Annotated in this window: 13 protein-coding genes and 1 pseudogene; 7 read left to right on the top strand and 7 right to left on the bottom strand. The window is 44.2% G+C overall.

From position 1 onward, the window contains the following. Positions 1 to 211, bottom strand: a pseudogene (locus tag H511_RS24930) (hypothetical protein); the annotation flags it as partial. 389 nt (positions 212 to 600) lie between these two features. Between H511_RS24930 and H511_RS0113270 the strand changes: the two are divergent. Beyond that, positions 601 to 1,782, top strand: coding sequence for a YaaC family protein (locus tag H511_RS0113270; protein WP_027252735.1), 1,182 nt, complete (start codon positions 601 to 603; stop codon positions 1,780 to 1,782). 270 nt (positions 1,783 to 2,052) lie between these two features. Continuing rightward, positions 2,053 to 3,555 (top strand): DNA/RNA helicase domain-containing protein, encoded by a 1,503-nt coding sequence (locus H511_RS0113265; protein ID WP_155804869.1) that lies wholly within the window; start codon positions 2,053 to 2,055, stop codon positions 3,553 to 3,555. A gap of 511 nt (positions 3,556 to 4,066) precedes the next feature. Here H511_RS0113265 and H511_RS0113260 read toward each other — a convergent pair. From H511_RS0113260 to H511_RS0113250, 3 genes are all read right to left on the bottom strand, one after another. Next, the gene (locus H511_RS0113260) at positions 4,067 to 4,306 is read right to left on the bottom strand and encodes a hypothetical protein (RefSeq protein WP_027252733.1); all 240 of its coding nucleotides are present in this window, start codon (positions 4,304 to 4,306) and stop codon (positions 4,067 to 4,069) included. Positions 4,307 to 5,065: 759 nt separating this feature from the next. Then, complete coding sequence (locus tag H511_RS0113255) at positions 5,066 to 6,253, bottom strand: MFS transporter (RefSeq protein ID WP_027252732.1); 1,188 nt, start codon at positions 6,251 to 6,253, stop codon at positions 5,066 to 5,068. Next, complete coding sequence (locus H511_RS0113250; RefSeq protein WP_027252731.1) at positions 6,250 to 6,453, bottom strand: hypothetical protein; 204 nt, start codon at positions 6,451 to 6,453, stop codon at positions 6,250 to 6,252. Before H511_RS0113250 ends, H511_RS0113255 begins: the two co-directional genes overlap by 4 nt. Before the next feature lie 61 nt (positions 6,454 to 6,514). On the opposite strand from H511_RS0113250, the gene H511_RS0113245 reads away from it, so the two are divergent. Further along, positions 6,515 to 7,462: a LysR family transcriptional regulator gene (locus H511_RS0113245; RefSeq protein ID WP_027252730.1), complete on the top strand. Its 948-nt coding sequence runs from the start codon at positions 6,515 to 6,517 to the stop codon at positions 7,460 to 7,462. A gap of 201 nt (positions 7,463 to 7,663) precedes the next feature. Here H511_RS0113245 and H511_RS0113240 read toward each other — a convergent pair whose 3' ends face one another. Both H511_RS0113240 and H511_RS0113235 read right to left on the bottom strand, forming a co-directional pair. Then, positions 7,664 to 8,683, bottom strand: coding sequence for an AraC family transcriptional regulator ligand-binding domain-containing protein (locus tag H511_RS0113240; RefSeq protein ID WP_027252729.1), 1,020 nt, complete (start codon positions 8,681 to 8,683; stop codon positions 7,664 to 7,666). Between the two features lie 10 nt (positions 8,684 to 8,693). Continuing rightward, the gene (locus H511_RS0113235; protein ID WP_027252728.1) at positions 8,694 to 9,644 is read right to left on the bottom strand and encodes a hypothetical protein; all 951 of its coding nucleotides are present in this window, start codon (positions 9,642 to 9,644) and stop codon (positions 8,694 to 8,696) included. A gap of 276 nt (positions 9,645 to 9,920) precedes the next feature. Between H511_RS0113235 and H511_RS0113230 the strand changes: the two genes are divergently transcribed. Further along, positions 9,921 to 12,029, top strand: a complete 2,109-nt coding sequence (locus H511_RS0113230) for a phytase (RefSeq protein ID WP_027252727.1) — start codon at positions 9,921 to 9,923, stop codon at positions 12,027 to 12,029. A 259-nt stretch (positions 12,030 to 12,288) separates the two neighbouring features. Here the strand turns inward: H511_RS0113230 and norR are convergent, their stop codons facing one another. Next, entirely contained in the window at positions 12,289 to 13,821 is a 1,533-nt protein-coding gene (norR, locus tag H511_RS0113225; RefSeq protein ID WP_027252726.1) for a nitric oxide reductase transcriptional regulator NorR, read from the bottom strand. A gap of 186 nt (positions 13,822 to 14,007) precedes the next feature. Here norR and norV point away from each other — a divergent pair, with 186 nt between their 5' ends. The 3 genes from norV (at position 14,008) to H511_RS25225 (ending at position 17,249) form a co-directional block, all read left to right on the top strand. Beyond that, positions 14,008 to 15,507, top strand: a complete 1,500-nt coding sequence (gene norV / locus H511_RS0113220) for an anaerobic nitric oxide reductase flavorubredoxin (protein ID WP_027252725.1) — start codon at positions 14,008 to 14,010, stop codon at positions 15,505 to 15,507. 10 nt (positions 15,508 to 15,517) lie between these two features. Beyond that, positions 15,518 to 16,702, top strand: a complete 1,185-nt coding sequence (gene norW / locus H511_RS0113215) for an NADH:flavorubredoxin reductase NorW (RefSeq protein WP_027252724.1) — start codon at positions 15,518 to 15,520, stop codon at positions 16,700 to 16,702. A gap of 346 nt (positions 16,703 to 17,048) precedes the next feature. Next, positions 17,049 to 17,249: a potassium-transporting ATPase subunit F gene (locus H511_RS25225; RefSeq protein WP_162144613.1), complete on the top strand. Its 201-nt coding sequence runs from the start codon at positions 17,049 to 17,051 to the stop codon at positions 17,247 to 17,249. Positions 17,250 to 17,256 lie beyond the last annotated feature (7 nt).

The following is a 17,256-nucleotide window of genomic DNA, read 5'->3' as shown; positions in this document are numbered from 1 at the left end:
CGTGCCCGTAACTTTCACATTTTCGGGCTAACCAATGCGCGCCGCCGCAAGACTCAAATGCCACCGTTGTATGGGGTAAATTAGAGAGCCATAAAAGCAGTTGAGCCCGATTGAATTTCTTACGAAACACCTCATGCCCATGCTGGTCATGTCCGATACAGTGAAATGTACGTCTACCTAGATCGATGCCAAGAATATGTAAATTGTCCATGATGGAACACCTCAGTGGTTTCGGTTTCCTCAAGCTTAGCCACTGACGTCGCTAGGGGTGAGGTTGGGGCGGACCATATCATTAGAGTACCCAGAAATGCCTTTTGTTTCTTTGGTGCGGTCCGGGCCGGTTGTAGGCGCTCCCGGCGCCGACAACCTAAAAATTCGTCCTGAATTTTTCCCTGGGAGTAGGGCAATGTTTGGGTTTGAAACTCGTTATTGCCCCGAAGCTTGCTAGCCTAAGACTTAATACACACTTCTCTTGTCATTAATTGACCTACTTTACCTAATGCTTGACTTCAAACTAATGCGAATACTGTGTTGAATTTCTAAAACCTCAGAGTCTATTATACTTCTTTTTGAATAGCGTTATGTGGCATATGGTGAAGAATGGCTGATATAGTAGGAAGAATTCAAAGAGTCTCTGACCGTGTGACAGATAACGCTCAAGAGATTCGTGAGATAAAATGTAGATTGAAACCAGCCAAAAGCAGGGAGCCGCTTAAAGTTGGAATCTGGCCAGTTAGTGCCTATCATGCTTTGATAGAGCCAATTATTAAGTCAAAAACCATTCTTACTGACTCGACTTGGGAGTTTGTAGAGATATTCCTTAAACAAAACTCGAATGGTTCAGCCAGGCATAAAAATGCTATTTTTTACTGGCAGCAAGCAAGAAATTTTCACAAAGCAACCAAGTCTCTGGATAACAATTCAAAACCTCTGACGACATACTACTGTTTCCTTAATGCTACAAAAGCTCTTTTAGAAATAAAAAATATTGCCTATGACTTTTCTCACGGTGTCTCTGGGAGAAGTGAAAATGGTCACAACAACATAAAAAACGAATATGTTAGGCTAAAAACCAAAGGCGTTCTGGCTGGTTTATGTACCTATTTAGAGGAAGCAGTACAGCCTATATCTGAAGATGAGCCTCATGAGGAATACTCACGTAAAGATGTATTTTATAATCTTGCTTATATTCATCGTTCTTACAATGTTACATACAAAAACCAGACAGAACTATTTATCCCAATACTGAATCCAATGATTGTGAAGGATAAAATCAAGAATAAGGCATGGGCGCAATTTGAACTGGAACCAGAGCACTCAACACAAGCTAGTTTAACGAAACTTCGGTCGCTGAAATATGAGTTAGAAGTTATTTCTGATAACAGTACTAGCTATACAATTCGTCATAAACGCCGCTTTAAGTGGAATGTAAAGCGTAACAATCCAGATTTAGGAAATATTAACAGACTCAATAACTACCTTAAAGCGAGAAGAAAAGAGCTTCAATACATATATAGTGCCAATGAGCTTTGGTATATTAAACGTAATGATCTCCAGTCTTCTTCTGTCATTGACCGAAATCCATTAGTTCTGACTTATGCAGCAATGCATAGATTAAGTGAGTTAGCTCGTTATCAACCGAATATACTTCAATCTCATTTAGAGAAAGATGCGTCATGGTTGCTAAATGAGTTTATTGATAAATCTATAGTGCAGTTTTTGGATCAAGTATCATCCGAAATTACTGGTAATCAATTTAGAATTACAGGGTTCCGATCATAAGCCTTAAGGTTTCAATATATGATTCTCTAATCAGATAAAAGCGTTTTAGTGCGATACCTTTAAAACGTTGCTGCCCAAAGGTGTGCTGACGTGGTGTTTAACACGAAAATGCCCCATTGTTACTTAGCGCTTTTACTCAATCACAGTCTGAAATACGGTTAGGTTGTGCTTCAATGGCTTTAGCGTATCTTTCTTCTCATCGTAGTACCGCTTATATCTCAGATTGTAGGTTGTTGGCTTGCCATAAGGCACTTGTTTCATGAAAATTATGTGTCTAAGCGTTTACAATTGATTGGCAGGCATTTAGTGAAAAGTATAAATATCTTATCTCTGGTTCAAGCTAAAGCATCTATGGATGATAAGCTTTTTGATGATTTAGTGTCTTTCCATAAGATCGGTATCAACGATGGCGAAATGGAGGACCTCAAGCAGTTAGTTGAAACTGTTTGGGGTATGCTAGAAAACCCAATTCATCTAAACAATTTCTTTGTTGGCTACACCATTCCACAAATCGGTAAGGAGTTTGATTTACTCAGATTCAGTGATAACCTTGTAGTTAATATAGAGCTCAAACGAGAAAGTACAGAAGAAAAAATCAAAAAGCAGCTGCTAAGAAATAAGTATTACCTGAGCTACCTAGAGCGTAATATATATAGTGTTACTTTTGTCTCTACTACCGGAGATTTCTTCATTTTAAATGAAGATGATGAGTTAAAAGAGAGTTCGGTAGAAGAACTGATTGCAGTTCTACATGCTCAGAAGTCTCTAGAAATAAGAGACTTAGATCAAGAATTCGATCCTTCTGATTATTTAGTCTCACCATTTAACTCTACCGATAAGTTCATAAATGAAAGCTACTTCTTGACGAATCAACAAGAGAACATTAAAAGTCAGATATTGAAAGAGCTTGGTAAAAATAAAACCAGCTTTATTTCATTAGTTGGGAGTGCTGGCACAGGTAAGACATTATTAGCATACGATATTGTTAAAGAGTATATGGATGCTAACTCTGCTCTTATTATTCATTGTGGGCAGCTAAATGCAGGGCATGCGGCTCTCATTAAAGAAGGGTGGGATATAATACCTATTAAAAATATCAAATCCAGAAATATCGTAGATTACGATGCGGTATTTATAGATGAGGCTCAACGAATTTACAAGAGACAATATGATGAAATAATTGATGATGTTAAAGCAGCGAACATGAACTGTGTTTTCTCTTACGATCAGTTGCAAACCTTGTCTAATGCTGAATCAAAAGCAAATATACATGGAGAAATCAGTAATCTTAAAGGGCTAATTAGTCACAAGTTATCTGAAAAGATTAGAACAAATAAAGAAATTTCTAACTTCATAAAGTGTCTCTTTGATAAGAATAGGCATATAGAGTTCACATATTCTGGTGATATTGACTTTGAATACTTCAATAAAATGGATGATGCTAGAGAATATACTTCATCTTTAAGGCGTGGAGATTGGGAGGTTGTTAGATTTACACCGTCTCAATATAATACGGAGCATCACAAGAAATATTCAGATTGTAATTGTCAAACATCTCATGAAATTATAGGTCAGGAGTTTGATAATGTAGTTATCGTATTGGATAAGTTCTTTTATTACAACGACAGTGATAGCCTAGATTACAAAGCGTATGCTTATTACAACCCAGTTAAAATGCTCTTCCAGAACATCACCAGAACTCGGAAAAAGTTAAAGTTAATTATTATTGATAATGAAGAGATTTTAGGTAGATGCATGAAAATCTTGGGTTAACTTGATATTAAGGAGGCTGTCTGTCTCTTATACACAAATCCCTAAGTCACTACTTAGGGATTTTTTGAACTAACTTTATGTTTATGAACGGATCATCTAAGAAGCTATAAAAGTACAGAGCCCGAAGAAGATAAGGGCTCTTGTTTCATCTATGGTTACTTGTATCTGAATTCTTAAAGAGGCTACTAATATATATGAGCCCTTCTTCGGTCAATAGGCAATAGCATTCCTTTGGTTGTCTCAGCAGCCAATTTTCTCGAACAAAAAAGCCGTCTACTTCGCTTTGCCTAAATACATCTAATCCGAAGTGCTCGCTTCTTGACACGTTCGCTAACACACTTTTGTCCAGAGACGTGCCAGCCGAATCATCGCTAGCACGTTTATGTCCCATTATGTATTTCGAACAGGTGCAATGTATATATAAGAGTCCGACGTACTCAAATTTTAGTAAGGATACGAAGTGGCTATTCAATTGGAAATCGCCAAACATCGATCGTAACAGCAAAGCCCGTCAGTAGAGCAACCAGTTAGTGGCATAAATCACTAGAATCACCAGGGTGACTAGAAAGACTAGTATCATTGCCATCTTTTTCATGTAGCTTGACCTATCAAATACAACGCCTTTTTCTTCCCTTACCCTTGCCTCTTCATCAAAATGCCACTTAATAGCTAAGTAGCCTCCAATACCTAATACAATAAGCTTAAAAGCTCCAGCAAAGTATGGAAAGAAGTTACCCCAACTGCCGCTCATTATCTATCTCCGTCAAATTAAATATCGAATTTACGGTAGCATAGACAAAGGTTCATGTTTATTCTTTTTTTATTGTTAAACATGGACATTTTCATTGTTTGTGTAGACCGCCTGAAGGGCTTTCCGGTTGACATACAAAAATGCGTAAATCCAGCTCGGCATCGTCCATAGGGAGAAAAGCGCAGTCAAATATGTACCTGAAGGTAAGGTATCTCCTTCCAGCTCAACTTCTACTGATGGTTTAGTTATTGGTTGTTTGCTAAATCAGCAAAAACACTGGCACATTTCTCTCCAAAATGAGTTTCGAAACCAAAGTCACCCACTCCCCCCCAGGGAAAATTCAGGACGCATTTTCAGGTTGTTGGCGCCGGGAGCGCCTGCAACCGGCCCGGACAACACCAGCGAAATTTAAGGCATTTCTGGTTACTGTTTGTGCCAGCAAAGAGTACCTGGCGCGCATCAAACTATGCTGAGAGAAACACCGGATTCAGCGCGACATACTCTCAGACCCAGACAGATTGTTCGCTCCATTTACCCAGTGAATAACGTCGGTATAGAAGACGAAAAGCGTCTCTGGCACGCTGATGACAATGCTGAGGAAGGGGCTGAATTTAAATCGCTACACAATCAGACTCTGCCAATAACGCTGTAACTGCCACCGAAACAGGGGAGTCAGAGCGCCCACTCCTCGTTGAACTGGTCACTCATCCATATATTTGTAGAAACCCTCGGCTCCATCAATTCTGCCAAGTGCCCCGATTACTCCGTGACTGCATGCCTCACAGGTTTGGTCCGAATCATGATAACCATAATGAAGCTGAGCAGCGTGATAATGGCAGCGGTCAAATAAAGTGGCCTGATCCCCCAATGATCTAATAGCCCGGCCCCAGCCATGGCGCCTGCTCCGATGGCTTCGTTGAAGATAGCAGCATAAATCGCGGAAGCTGGTAATGCATCAGCCCCTGCTAATCGTATGATCCATGCCTGAATTCCGACAAAGAGTATAGCGATGCCAAGGCCCCAGCCGGAGAGCAGCAAGAGTGCGATAATCCCATCTTTCACTGTGACTGTGCTGATCAACAGCAGGCAGAGTGATACCAATAGCAGGCCGGTGCTAAGCACAGCTTTCAGGTGATTATCAATGAAGACTCCGCACAGTAAATTACCGAATATTCCCGCAATACCGAAGGCAAGCAGGCAGATGACGATCCAGCTTTGAGGAATGGCCAGTTCTGAGGAAAGCAGGACTTCGATGAAGGTAAAGGCTGCAAAGTGTGCAACGATACCGCACGCCGCAATCAGATATACCTGTCTTAAATCTGTATTGCGCAGCACCGAAACAAACTGGTTTCGGCTCAGAGAAGCAGTACCGGCTACACGGGGAAGACTGAATGCCAGGGTAAGCGCGGTGGCGACAGAGAGTAACCCCAGTAAACCAAAAGACAGCCGCCAGCCAGCGTCATGACTTATCCAGTTGATGAGCGGAACCCCGAGAACACTGGCGGTTGAGACGCCGCCAAAGATAATTGCGGTTGCCCGGCCAACGCGGTTCGAAGCGACCAGTTGTGCTCCCATGGTGCCAATCATCGCCCAGAAGGCACCATGCGAGAGTGCGCCCGCTAATCGGGCGATGAGAAGTACAGTGAAGTTATGACTCGCTGCCGACACGGCGTTAGAGACTCCCAGTAAGAGCATCAGTCCGACTAACAGTGGCCGGCGGGGCAAATGGCTGATAGTCATCACTGACAATAATGCGGCTGCAGCGCCCAGCCACGCATACAGGGTGACAACTAATCCAGTCACACTGGTATTCTGATCCAGATCGGCAGCAATGGCTGACAGCATACCAATGGGGGCTAATTCAGTGGTGACCACAGTAAATGCAGCGACCCCGAGCATGGAAACGGCTGCCCAGTTGCGCCAACCCGTAGTGTTGGATGTATTCATGAGTTAACTCCTTTTAGTCCCTCGAAGCTATAACGGTCACCTGTCGGCTGAAAATCCCCTGTGGCTTGTTGTCGCGGATTCAGATCATCAGAGGTCAGAGTGATACTGGCTCTTTGAGGCCCATAGAATTCGCTCATGGCCATACAGCTCAGTCCTATCGCAGACACTTCAAGCCCTTGGCTCAGAAAACGCTTTTGCATGGTTATTTCTCCTTGGTTCGTTTTATGATTCTCAATATACTTTCCGAAACTGGAGGTTTGTATGGCGAAATATGGCAATCCGATTTCCGATATAGGAAAGGAGAGAGGGCACAACACGTTGAACTGGGATGATGCCAGGATATTTCTGGCTATTGCCCGGTCAGGCACCTTAAGTGGCGCCTCAAAAGCGCTGGGAATTGGGTTAGCAACAACATCCCGTCGTATAGAACGGCTGGAGGCAGCGCTGGGGCTGAGCCTGTTCATTCGTGATCAAATCGGCTACAGGCTGACAGATGAAGGAGTGATGCTGATTGCTCAGGCTGAAGCACTTGAGCAAGCTGGCCATGCGTTTGGTGCGGCTGCTCAGGGGAGCAATGATGACGTGGCGGGGCATGTACGCCTGGCAACAGCGCAAGGCCTGGCTGATCACCTTATTATTCCTGCACTTCCCCGGTTAATGTCATCACACACAAATCTGACCATCGAGGTTGTTACCGGTGTCTCTACGGTCAACTTGCATCGATATGATGCTGACATGGCAATACGTATGGTCAGGCCGGAACGCGGCAATGTGAGTATCCGGCGGTTAGGTGAGCTCGGTTTTGGCCTGTACGCATCACAAGAGTATTTGCAGCAGAGAGCCGCACCAGAAAATGGCGGGTTGTTCGAAGATGATGATTTTATTGGCTGGTCTGAGAGCCAGCAGCACCTTCCGGCGGCACAGTGGTTAGAAAAAAGGTTGCGTGGGAAGCCTTGTCGCCTGACCACCACCAGCATGTCATCTCAGGTAACAGCGGCTCAAGCTGGAGCGGGGATAGCCGTTCTCCCTCATTTTATTGCTCAAAAGCAGGGGCTGGCTTGTGTCCAGAGCGATATAGGGTGTAGTCAGCCGATTTGGCTGGCGATTCATTCAGATCTGGCACACTCCAGAAGAGTACGGCTTGTTGCCGATTTTCTGAGTGAACTTGTTCTTCAGAATAACGAGCAGCTGGTGAGCGGGCACGCATGATGAGTTCTGATTATTTATATGGGAGTTGGATTTTTCCCTGCGCCGACAAACTAAAAATTCGTCCTGAATTTTTACCCTATTTTGCGCATCATGCTCAAACTCATAATTGCCCCAAAAGTTTTAGTTAGAGTAACAATCCTGACGGAAAGAACCCTGCGGAAGTATTTCACGCTATGGGTGATTTCATTTCAGCCTATCAAGTTAAGCTATTTTCCAACGTTTCACTGCCCGCCGGTAATTACTGACATCAAAAAACTGCATCTTCTGTGCAATCTGAACATCATCCATTTGCTTAACTTCTTGCAGATAAATGGCGTGTTGGCGATTAACCTCTCCCAAAAGCGAGCGATAGGTACTGCTGTGATTTTTCAGGCGCCTTTTCAGCGTCGCAGGACTCATGTTCATCGCAGCAGAAAGATCATTGAGTGAAGGCGTATTCTCCTCGTTTACACGAAACTGCTCTCGGATAAAACTCAGTAAGCCGCAGGGGGGAATGAGCGTGTTTTTTTGGGCTACTTTGTAGAGCGTCTCAGACCGAGCCTCAATAGTCAGTTCGAGATACTCTTCAGGAAGGTGGAGTAAGACCATAGGTTGCCTGAAATCCACTTTTCCCCAGTACACATCGTACTGCTCTTGCCAGCAAGGGGTTTTCCAGTCTACCTTGACAGACCAGGGCAGCTTTTTATCCACTCGCCAGTTAGTGGCAGTGATGATCGATGTAAAAACATACTCAATCAACCACCTTCGATAGATGGTACGGGAGCTAAGGCTTAATGAAGATGATTCGCCATAGGGATCTTCTTCAAACAGATATACTCCGCTGTTCTCAAACTGCGTTCGAAGTTTTACTAAGGGAAAGTAAACTTCAGAATAGGTTGTGAGGTTCTCGAGCAATTCTCTGATCGTTGATGCATGAACGATAAGGTGACTAGAAGCCGAAAATGCACTGGGAATAAGCTGCTGTCCAAACAGAAAACTGAGCTCAGGAAACTGCTCCAGCTTAGCAATATTGCTTATAAGGCGTGCAAACTGTGCTGGGCCCACCTTCAAATCATGGGCAATAAGATCGTCGTAAAAGATGCCAGTATGTCGCAGCATATAGTGCATGTTAATGCCTCTGTTACTCAGTAAATCAAGCAACAAAGCAATATGGTGTCGGGCGGGCACAATTTTATCATTACGCTCAGTCCATTGTGGTATAAGAGCATGATTCCCTTTCACACGAATACCTTTAGATACTTTGCATTTGATTAAATGATTTCATCGCGTTATCAATAAGTTGCTGAGCCGACTCTGGTGTATGAGAGTACTCGTCACTTTGCGTCAGATTCAGTTGCCACTCAATGTGAATGAAGCTGCCTGAATCTAAATAAAAAACAAAGGCATTGAGCATTCCCTCTAAGTGGTTAGCGTATTGTGATGCCTCCAGCTCACTGCAGTTTTCCATAAGAATGAGATAGCGATGAGCGGCGAAATGGCAAACGAGATCATTACTCCGTGCTGCGATAAACAAAAGTTCTGAAATCGACACACTCAGTCTGCTTAACTCATTTGGAGACAACGTATGAATCAGGTGGTGCTCATTTTTTACGTCGATAGCTAATAGAAAAGCTTGTTCTTTCTGCTGCGGGGCTAAAGCTCTTTCTGATAGAGCCCGATGAAGATAGCGAACATCGGGGAGACGATAGTTCTCTGCATGAATCGGCGTTCTGGGATTGAGCTTTTGGCGTTGGGTAATGAAATTGTTGATGACCGACAGTTCTTTGCGCCATAGCCAGAATGCATACGTTACCATTCCTAACCCGACAAGCATGCACTCCATAATGTTGCCGACGATGGTGTAAGATTTAAGCTTGATAAATTCGTCGATGACGTCCTGAACCAAAGATAGAACAATGCATATAAAGCCGAATGCAAAGTAATTCGTAATCTTACCGGGAGTTCGGGTTGATAGGATGACGAGCAGCCACATCAGTACCATTATTGCCGAAGTACCTTCACCAAAAATATCGAGCCAATCTAGCTGATTACTTGGTTTTATTTCGCCATTTAAGTAGTTAAAAACAATTAAAACAGCAAGTGTGAGTGCCAGTGTTACTAACCAGAGGTGGTGACAGCGAAGTCCGTAAAAGATATCGAAGAGCCGATAATTGAATTGTGTAATAAGGTTTCTGATTTTCATTAAGGGAGTGCTTACCATTGAAGAAATTTTTCGCTTAATACGAATAACTGGATAAAAGTCCAAAAAGCTCAAGTGGCTTATCTTCCCATATCAATGTGACAATCTATTGATAGAGGTGTCTAGATGTCACTTAGTTTCACTCTTAGTCCGAAAAGCTCACAAAGTGGCTATTTGTGTTTTAAGTCATTGATTTTTATTTGTAATACATTCTGTTGTCATAATTTCTTCACTAAGCCTTCCTAGATTGCTCCCTGATTTATACACATGGAGAGGAAGATGCGTCATTCATTACTAAGTTCAATCATTATTGCTTCACTATTGAGTGGCTGTGATTCGGACGATACCAAAACGGTTTATGTTGAAGTTCAAAGTGCCACCAGCGAAGTTGAAGCAGAGCAGTTAACGACGTCAGCGACTACAGACACAAGCTACGAAGATATTGGCGATGCGGCTTACTGGATTAACAGCGCAAGCAGAGAAAACAGTTTGCTGTTTGTGACGCTGGAAGCGGAAGGACTTGCGGTTTATAACCCGTTAGGTAAGCAGTTAGATCGTTTAGAAGGGCTAGAAGTGACTGGCGCTGATGTCCGATACGGTATCAACGCTGATAACGGGGAAGCGGTTGATTTACTTGCTCTGGCGCTGCCGGATGATAACAGCATCGGCTTCTATTCGATTGGTTACTATGATGGCGCCGTACTGGAAGAGATCGGCACTCTCAATACCGAATATTCTATGGAGGGAGTTTGTCTGCATAAAAATACAACGAATGGTGAGTTGTTGCTAACGGGCGTCACTGAAGATGGGGTTGCAGTACAATACAAACTGAAATACGACGCTGGCGAGATCAAAAGTGTTTTGACCGATAATAGTGGCGCGCCAATAGCAGTGCGTGAGCTTGAAGTGGGCGGTGAGCTAAGTGCTTGTATTGTCGATGATGAAACTACTACTTTATACATTGCAGAACAAGATGTCGGTATCTGGGCTTATGGTGTCAATCCGGAAGATATTAACTCTCGCCGCATGGTAGATAGTATTGAGCCTCTGGGTAATCTACAGGAAATCGAGGCGTTAGACCTTTTGTATATGTCAGACGGTAATGGTTATCTCGTTGTCGGTGATGAAGGCAAAGGAATGATGCTGTATAGCCGCGATGACTGGCAACTTAGAGCAAATATATATCTGGATGGCGTTGATGAGATTAAGTCTCTGGCTGTAGCGGATGATGGCATTTGGGTAGCGAATTCGGAAGCTGATGAACCTGTTTATGGGAAGCTGAGTTATCAAACTCTAAATGAAGCAAACTCAATACGCGACACCCCAATTTCTCAGGTTCTAAGCCCTGCCAATCTGAGTTCTACCGGTGTTGCACTTGTGAAAGTGGTTGGTGAAACCGCTCCTGTGGATGATGATGGCGATGCGGCTGATGATCCTGCGTTTTGGCTTAATGAAAGTTCACCGGAAAATAGCCTGATTATTGCGACGAATAAGCAGGGTGGATTGATGGCTTACGATCTGAATGGTACAGAGCTGCAATACCTGAATGAAGGCGAGCCAAATAATGTGGATATTATCCAGTCAGTAAGCGATACAGACGGTGACAGCTTTGCTCTGGCGGCGGCGAGTAATCGCGAATTTAACACCATCGCTCTCTATAAAATCCAGGAAGCGACGGAGAGCCAGAATCCAATTGTGAAGCTGGATGCGGTTGGCGAGAACGCGCATGAAGAGGTTGCTCAGCTTGCATCGGAACTCAACGAGGTGTATGGCTTGTGTACTTATCAATCTTCTGACGGTACGCCATATGTCTTTATCAACGGCAAGAGCGGGGATATTGAACAGTGGCGCTTAACGGTTCAGGAATCAGGTATCGCAGGCAATATTGTTCGTAGACTTAAAGTGGATAGCCAGCCAGAAGGGTGTGTCGTTGATGACTCTACAGCAACCTTGTATGTCGGAGAAGAAGACGTCGGCGTCTGGAAGTTCTCGGCGGATGAATCAGCCGCAACCGATGGTGAAATGATCATTGAAGTGGATGGAGAACAACTTGTTGCTGACGCGGAAGGCATCACCATTTACAACAACGGCACGGTTAACTACCTGATTGTTTCAAGCCAGGGCAATCATACTTACGCGGTATACAACATTGATGAGTCTTATCAGTATGTTGGAAGTTTCGCATTGGTAACTGATGACGTGAATGGTCTTGATGGTGCAAGTGAAACTGACGGGATTCACGCGGTATCAGCTTCGACAGGCGATGTCTTCCCTAACGGTTTCTTTATTGCTCAGGATGGCTTCAACGTAGATGCTGGTTATGAGTATGAAAACCAGAACTTCAAGATCGGCGATTGGAATGATATTCAGTTGGCTCTTGAAAAGTAATGTTTAATAAAAAACGGATTGGAGCGTTTGTGCTAGCCATATTTGATGGCTAGCACTTTTTGAGGTTGGCTAAGCCGTAATGAGTAGCAAGGCAAAAGTTAATTCGTGCGTTAGAAAAGATGCAAGTGGGTAAATGACGATTGTTGATGAGCTGAATAAAAAGTGAGAAATGTGTAAATTAGTTCAGACTCGATCTGACAGTTACCCACTTTTGTCTGTACCTGTCAGATCAGATTTGAATCAGTACATGCCATCTTTTTTACTTAATACCTAAACGCTTAGCTAAACGATGTAAATTGCCGCAATCCAATTCTAGCTGACGAGCTGTTGCAGACCAGTTATTTTGGTTCTGCGACAACGCCTCAAGAATCATCGACTTTTGGAATGTTTCCGTTGCAAGTTTAAGTCCTGAATCTGGGGCTAAGGTTAGTTTTGGCTCTGTGTGATGGGGTTGCTCGGGCAGCGTCTGAACCGATGATAGAAGATCGAAGTCTTGAGTGGTGAGTTCAATATCTAAAGATTGAGTTCTCGCTTTTGCCAAAACACTTGCCCGCTTTATCGCATGCTCCAATTCACGGACGTTGCCAGGCCAGGAATAATCTTTGAGCGCTTGTATGAGCAGAGGAGAAAGTCGAATGCTATTTAATTTGAGTTTTCCTCTCATTTGCTCCGTGAAAAAACCAGCTAACAAGACGACATCATCACCACGCTCGCGAAGTGGCGGGACGTGGAGCGGAAATACGCTCAGTCGATGATATAAGTCAGGACGAAAGCGTCCTGCGGTTATTTCATCGTGCAGAATCCGATTGGTTGCTGCAACAATGCGTGTGTTGACACGAATATGCCGATCATCACCCACACGCTGGATGTCACCATATTGCAGCGCACGCAGTAACTTTGCCTGAAGCTCCAATGAAAGTTCACCGACTTCATCCAAGAATAGGGTTCCGCCATCTGCCTGCTCAAACTTGCCTTTTCGATGACTGATTGCACCAGTAAATGCCCCTTTGATATGGCCAAATAGTTCACTTTCGGCTACTGATTCAGGCAGGGCTGCACAGTTAAGGTAAACCAAAGGTTTCGAGGCACGGTCAGAGCGGTGATGTATAGCATTGGCAACCAACTCCTTACCGACACCGGTTTCCCCCAATATCAATACTGACAATTCTGTGTCTGCCACCGCATCGATTTGTTCTTGAAGTGCCTCTATGGCTGTGGACTGCCCAATGATCTCATTGCTTAAAGTGCGCTTTTCCGCGACTGACTCGCGCTGAAAATCTGCCTGTGTTTCCAGTTGGTCCAGTAACAAGGCTGTGTGTAGACCACCTGCTGCTAACGCACTGATAAAGCGTAACTCATGATTCAGAAGACTATCGAACTGGTTTGCATCGAATGCATCAATGGTGATAGCTCCTATTAATTGGTCATCAATCAGCAGCGGCAGGCCAATACAAGAATGAACCTGCAGTTTGTCATCGTGATTGGGGATCAAACCATCATAAGGATCCGGTAAGCCGCTGTCTGATGGAAATCTTACAATATCTCCTGCCCGGGCTATTGCTTCTAATCGAGGGTGTTGTGCGATGGAAAAGCGGCGACCTAAAACCTCTTGTGCCAAGCCATTAATAGCAAGAGGTTTAAAGTGCTGATCTTCATACAAAAGCAATGCAGAAGCATCGCAATTTAAAACATCTCGGATCGTGGTTAGCAAGCTATCAAAACGGGCTTGTCGAGTAAGTGCCGAATTCAGGTCTTGAGTAATGTGAAGCCATTGGGCGATAAGTGAAATCATAATTCAGGCTCAAATTGTCAATGTGACAATGCTATTTGTCAATTCGACACATGTCAATTGTGTCTAATTGACAGATTTATCTGAGGGTTGTTTTATAAGGATTTGAAAAGTAACAATAAATAAAACTGGCATGCATGATGCTACAGAGAGCTAGGTTTTCATATTTAGTCATCTAAGGTAGTAATCATGACAATTCATGTAAAAAATAATATTCATTGGGTCGGCCAACGCGATTGGGAAGTGCAAGACTTCCATGGTACAGAATACAAAATGACAAAAGGGACAAGCTACAACAGCTACCTGATCCGTGAAGAAAAAACCGTACTGATTGATACTGTGGATCATCGATTCAGCCAGCAATTTATTCAAAACCTAGAAATGGAAATCGACCTGCAGGCCATCGATTTTATTGTGGTTAACCACGCAGAAGAAGATCACTCTGGTGCGCTGTCGGCACTGATGGAAAAAATTCCACATACGCCAATCTATTGTACGGAAGCTGCGATTGATTCGATTGTCGGTCATCATCATCACCCTGAGTGGAATTTCAAGACAGTAAAAACGGGCGATAGCATTGATATTGGTAATGGTAAGCAGCTGGTTTTTGTTGAAGCACCGATGCTACATTGGCCCGACAGCATGATGACTTACCTGACTGGCGATGCGGTGCTATTTAGTAACGATGCATTTGGTCAGCATTACTGCGATGAGCGTCTATTTAACGATGAAGTTGACCAGAATGAGTTGATGGAGCAGTGCTTGCGTTACTACTCAAACATCCTGACGCCATTTAGCAGCCTGGTAACAGCGAAAATCAAGGAAGTTTTAAGCTTCAATCTTCCTGTCGATATGGTTGCCACCTCTCACGGTATTGTGTGGCGTGATAACCCGGTGCAAATCATTGAACAATATCTGGAGTGGGCAGATAACTATCAAGAAGATCGTATCACCATTTTCTACGATTCTATGTCGAACAACACTCGCATGATGGCGGATGCCATTGCACAAGGCATTCATGATGTGGACCCAGGTGTAGCTGTAAAAGTGTTTAACGTTTCTAAACACGATAAGAATGAAATCCTAGCGAACGTGTTCCGTTCAAAAGGCATCTTGGTCGGTTCGTCAACCATGAACAATGTCATGATGCCAAAAATCGCAGGCATGCTTGAAGAAATCACAGGCCTTCGTTTTAAAGCGAAGAAAGCCGCCGCGTTTGGTAGTTACGGTTGGAATGGCGGTGCAGTAGACCGTATTCATGCCCGCTTGACGGATGCTGGTTTTGAAACGGCTATAAGCCTGAAAACCAAATGGCGACCAGATGGTAAAGCGATACGCGAGTGTCGTGAACATGGTCAGAGCATCGCCAAACTTTGGGCTAAGAAACCATTGCCAGGTGCTGTTGGTACACCTGCATCTCTCACAGAACAACGTCAAACTGTGCAGCCTGTTGATCAAGCCGCACTTCAAACGGTCGTTGAAGAACAAGCCAGTAACCCAGGTGCTGAAGCGCATCCAAATAATTGTCAGTGTATGGTGTGCACCGTGTGTAACTGGGTTTATGACCCTGCCAGAGGTGAGACGAACCAAGGTATTGAACCTGGTACGGTCTGGAGTGATGTTCCTGACTATTTCTTATGCCCTGAGTGCAATTTAGGCAAAGATGTGTTTGTAGAGTTGAAGGGATAAGGAGAGCAAGGTGACTGCACCAATTGTAATAATTGGCAGCGGCTTTGCTGCCAACCAATTAGTGAGAACAGTGCGTCGAATGGACGCACTGATCCCGATTCAAGTTTTCACCGCCGATGAGGGTGCTGAGTACAACAAACCAGACTTGAGTCATGTGTTTAGTAAAAAACAAACGGCGCAGGATCTGGTCGTGAAAACCGGTGAAGACTTCGCCAAAGAACACAACATTGAGCTGTTTGCGAACACCTTGATTGACAGTGTGGATACCCAAGCGCAGCAAGTGATGGCGAATGGTCGTCCTCACGCGTACTCAAAATTGGTGTTCGCGACAGGGGCAAAAGCCTTTGTACCGCCCATGTTGGGGAATGCTGTAGAGCAAGTGATTACGCTGAACTCATTGCAAGAGTATCAAGTTGCGGAAGCAAAAATCAGCCGTGCGAAACGCGTGTCAGTGATTGGCGGCGGCTTGATCGGTGTTGAGATTGCCATGGATCTTGCCAGCAGCGGTAAAGTTGTCACTGTGGTAGAGCCGAACCACCGCTTACTGGCGAACTTGATTCCGGAATTTGTCGTATTGCCGCTAGAAAAGCAACTTGAACAGCAAGGCGTTCAACTCGCGCTTGGTAACGACGTGGCCGAGGTGAATCATTCGGGTAACGCTTTTGCTATCACGTTAAGTCGTGATCAAGTCGTTGAAACGGATGTGGTGATTTCTGCTGCTGGATTACGAGCCAATACCAAGTTGGCAATGAAATCGGGAATAAAGGTAGATAAAGGTATCATGGTCGATGCCCGTTTACAGACCTCAGTTGCCAATGTGTACGCTCTGGGCGATTGCGCGGAGATTCAAGGCAGAATGAGGCCTTACCTTCAACCGATAGTTTTAGGTGCCAATGTTCTGGGCAAACAGCTATTGGGGCAGGAGGCGCAACTGGTGTTACCGCCTATGATGGTAAAAGTAAAAACACCCAGTTATCCGATTCAGTTAGCGGGCTGCTTTGATACCGCGGTTCATTGGGATGCACAGATCTCGCCGACAGGTATCATTGCGAAAGCGACCGATGAAGATCATCAGTTTGTGGGTTTTGTTGTGGCTGGTAAGCAAGTGGATCAGGCTTTTCCGCTGCTTCGTGAGTTGACCACTTCAGTAATGAGTTTGCGAAATTCAACTGGAATAACAAGGATAATACAATGAGAGTGCTAATTTTGTTGTTGGTTACCCTGTTCGTGAGTAATACGGTAATGGCTCATGGTGGCGGTTGTCGAAAGAGCTCACCACCCGGTCAGTGCTGCCATAAGGATAGTCGTACCGGCACAGTGCATTGTCACTAGTTTGAAGACAGCGCGATAGAAGCGCTGCAAACTTCAAAATACTTTTACTTATCAGAATGCTATTCGCTAATTGGATCTAATCGCTTTACTCAGCACACTTGAATCCAGACTTCACAAACTTAGGGGATAATTCAGGAACAATTGTCAGGTTGTCGGCGCCGGGAGCGCCTGCAACCGGCCTGGACAACTGCTAAAAACGGATAATCTTTGTGCCAGCAAAGAGTATCTTGTCTTTTTACGAAATCTTTACGCCTTTTTACTTCGAGCACCTAGAGACTTTACGCCTGCTTTTCATACCTTTCACTGGTGATCAATCAAGGAGAGTCACAGTGGACTGGTTATTGTTAGTGCTATCTGGCGCGCTTTTCATTTACTTAATGTGGGCCGTTTTTGCGCCTGAGAAATTCTAGGGGTGGT

This window comes from Photobacterium halotolerans DSM 18316, assembly GCF_000425165.1.
GTDB classification, from domain to species: domain Bacteria; phylum Pseudomonadota; class Gammaproteobacteria; order Enterobacterales; family Vibrionaceae; genus Photobacterium; species Photobacterium halotolerans.
The sequence above is the reverse complement of the archived record's forward strand: the minus strand, read 5'-3'. Positions and strand labels throughout refer to the sequence as shown.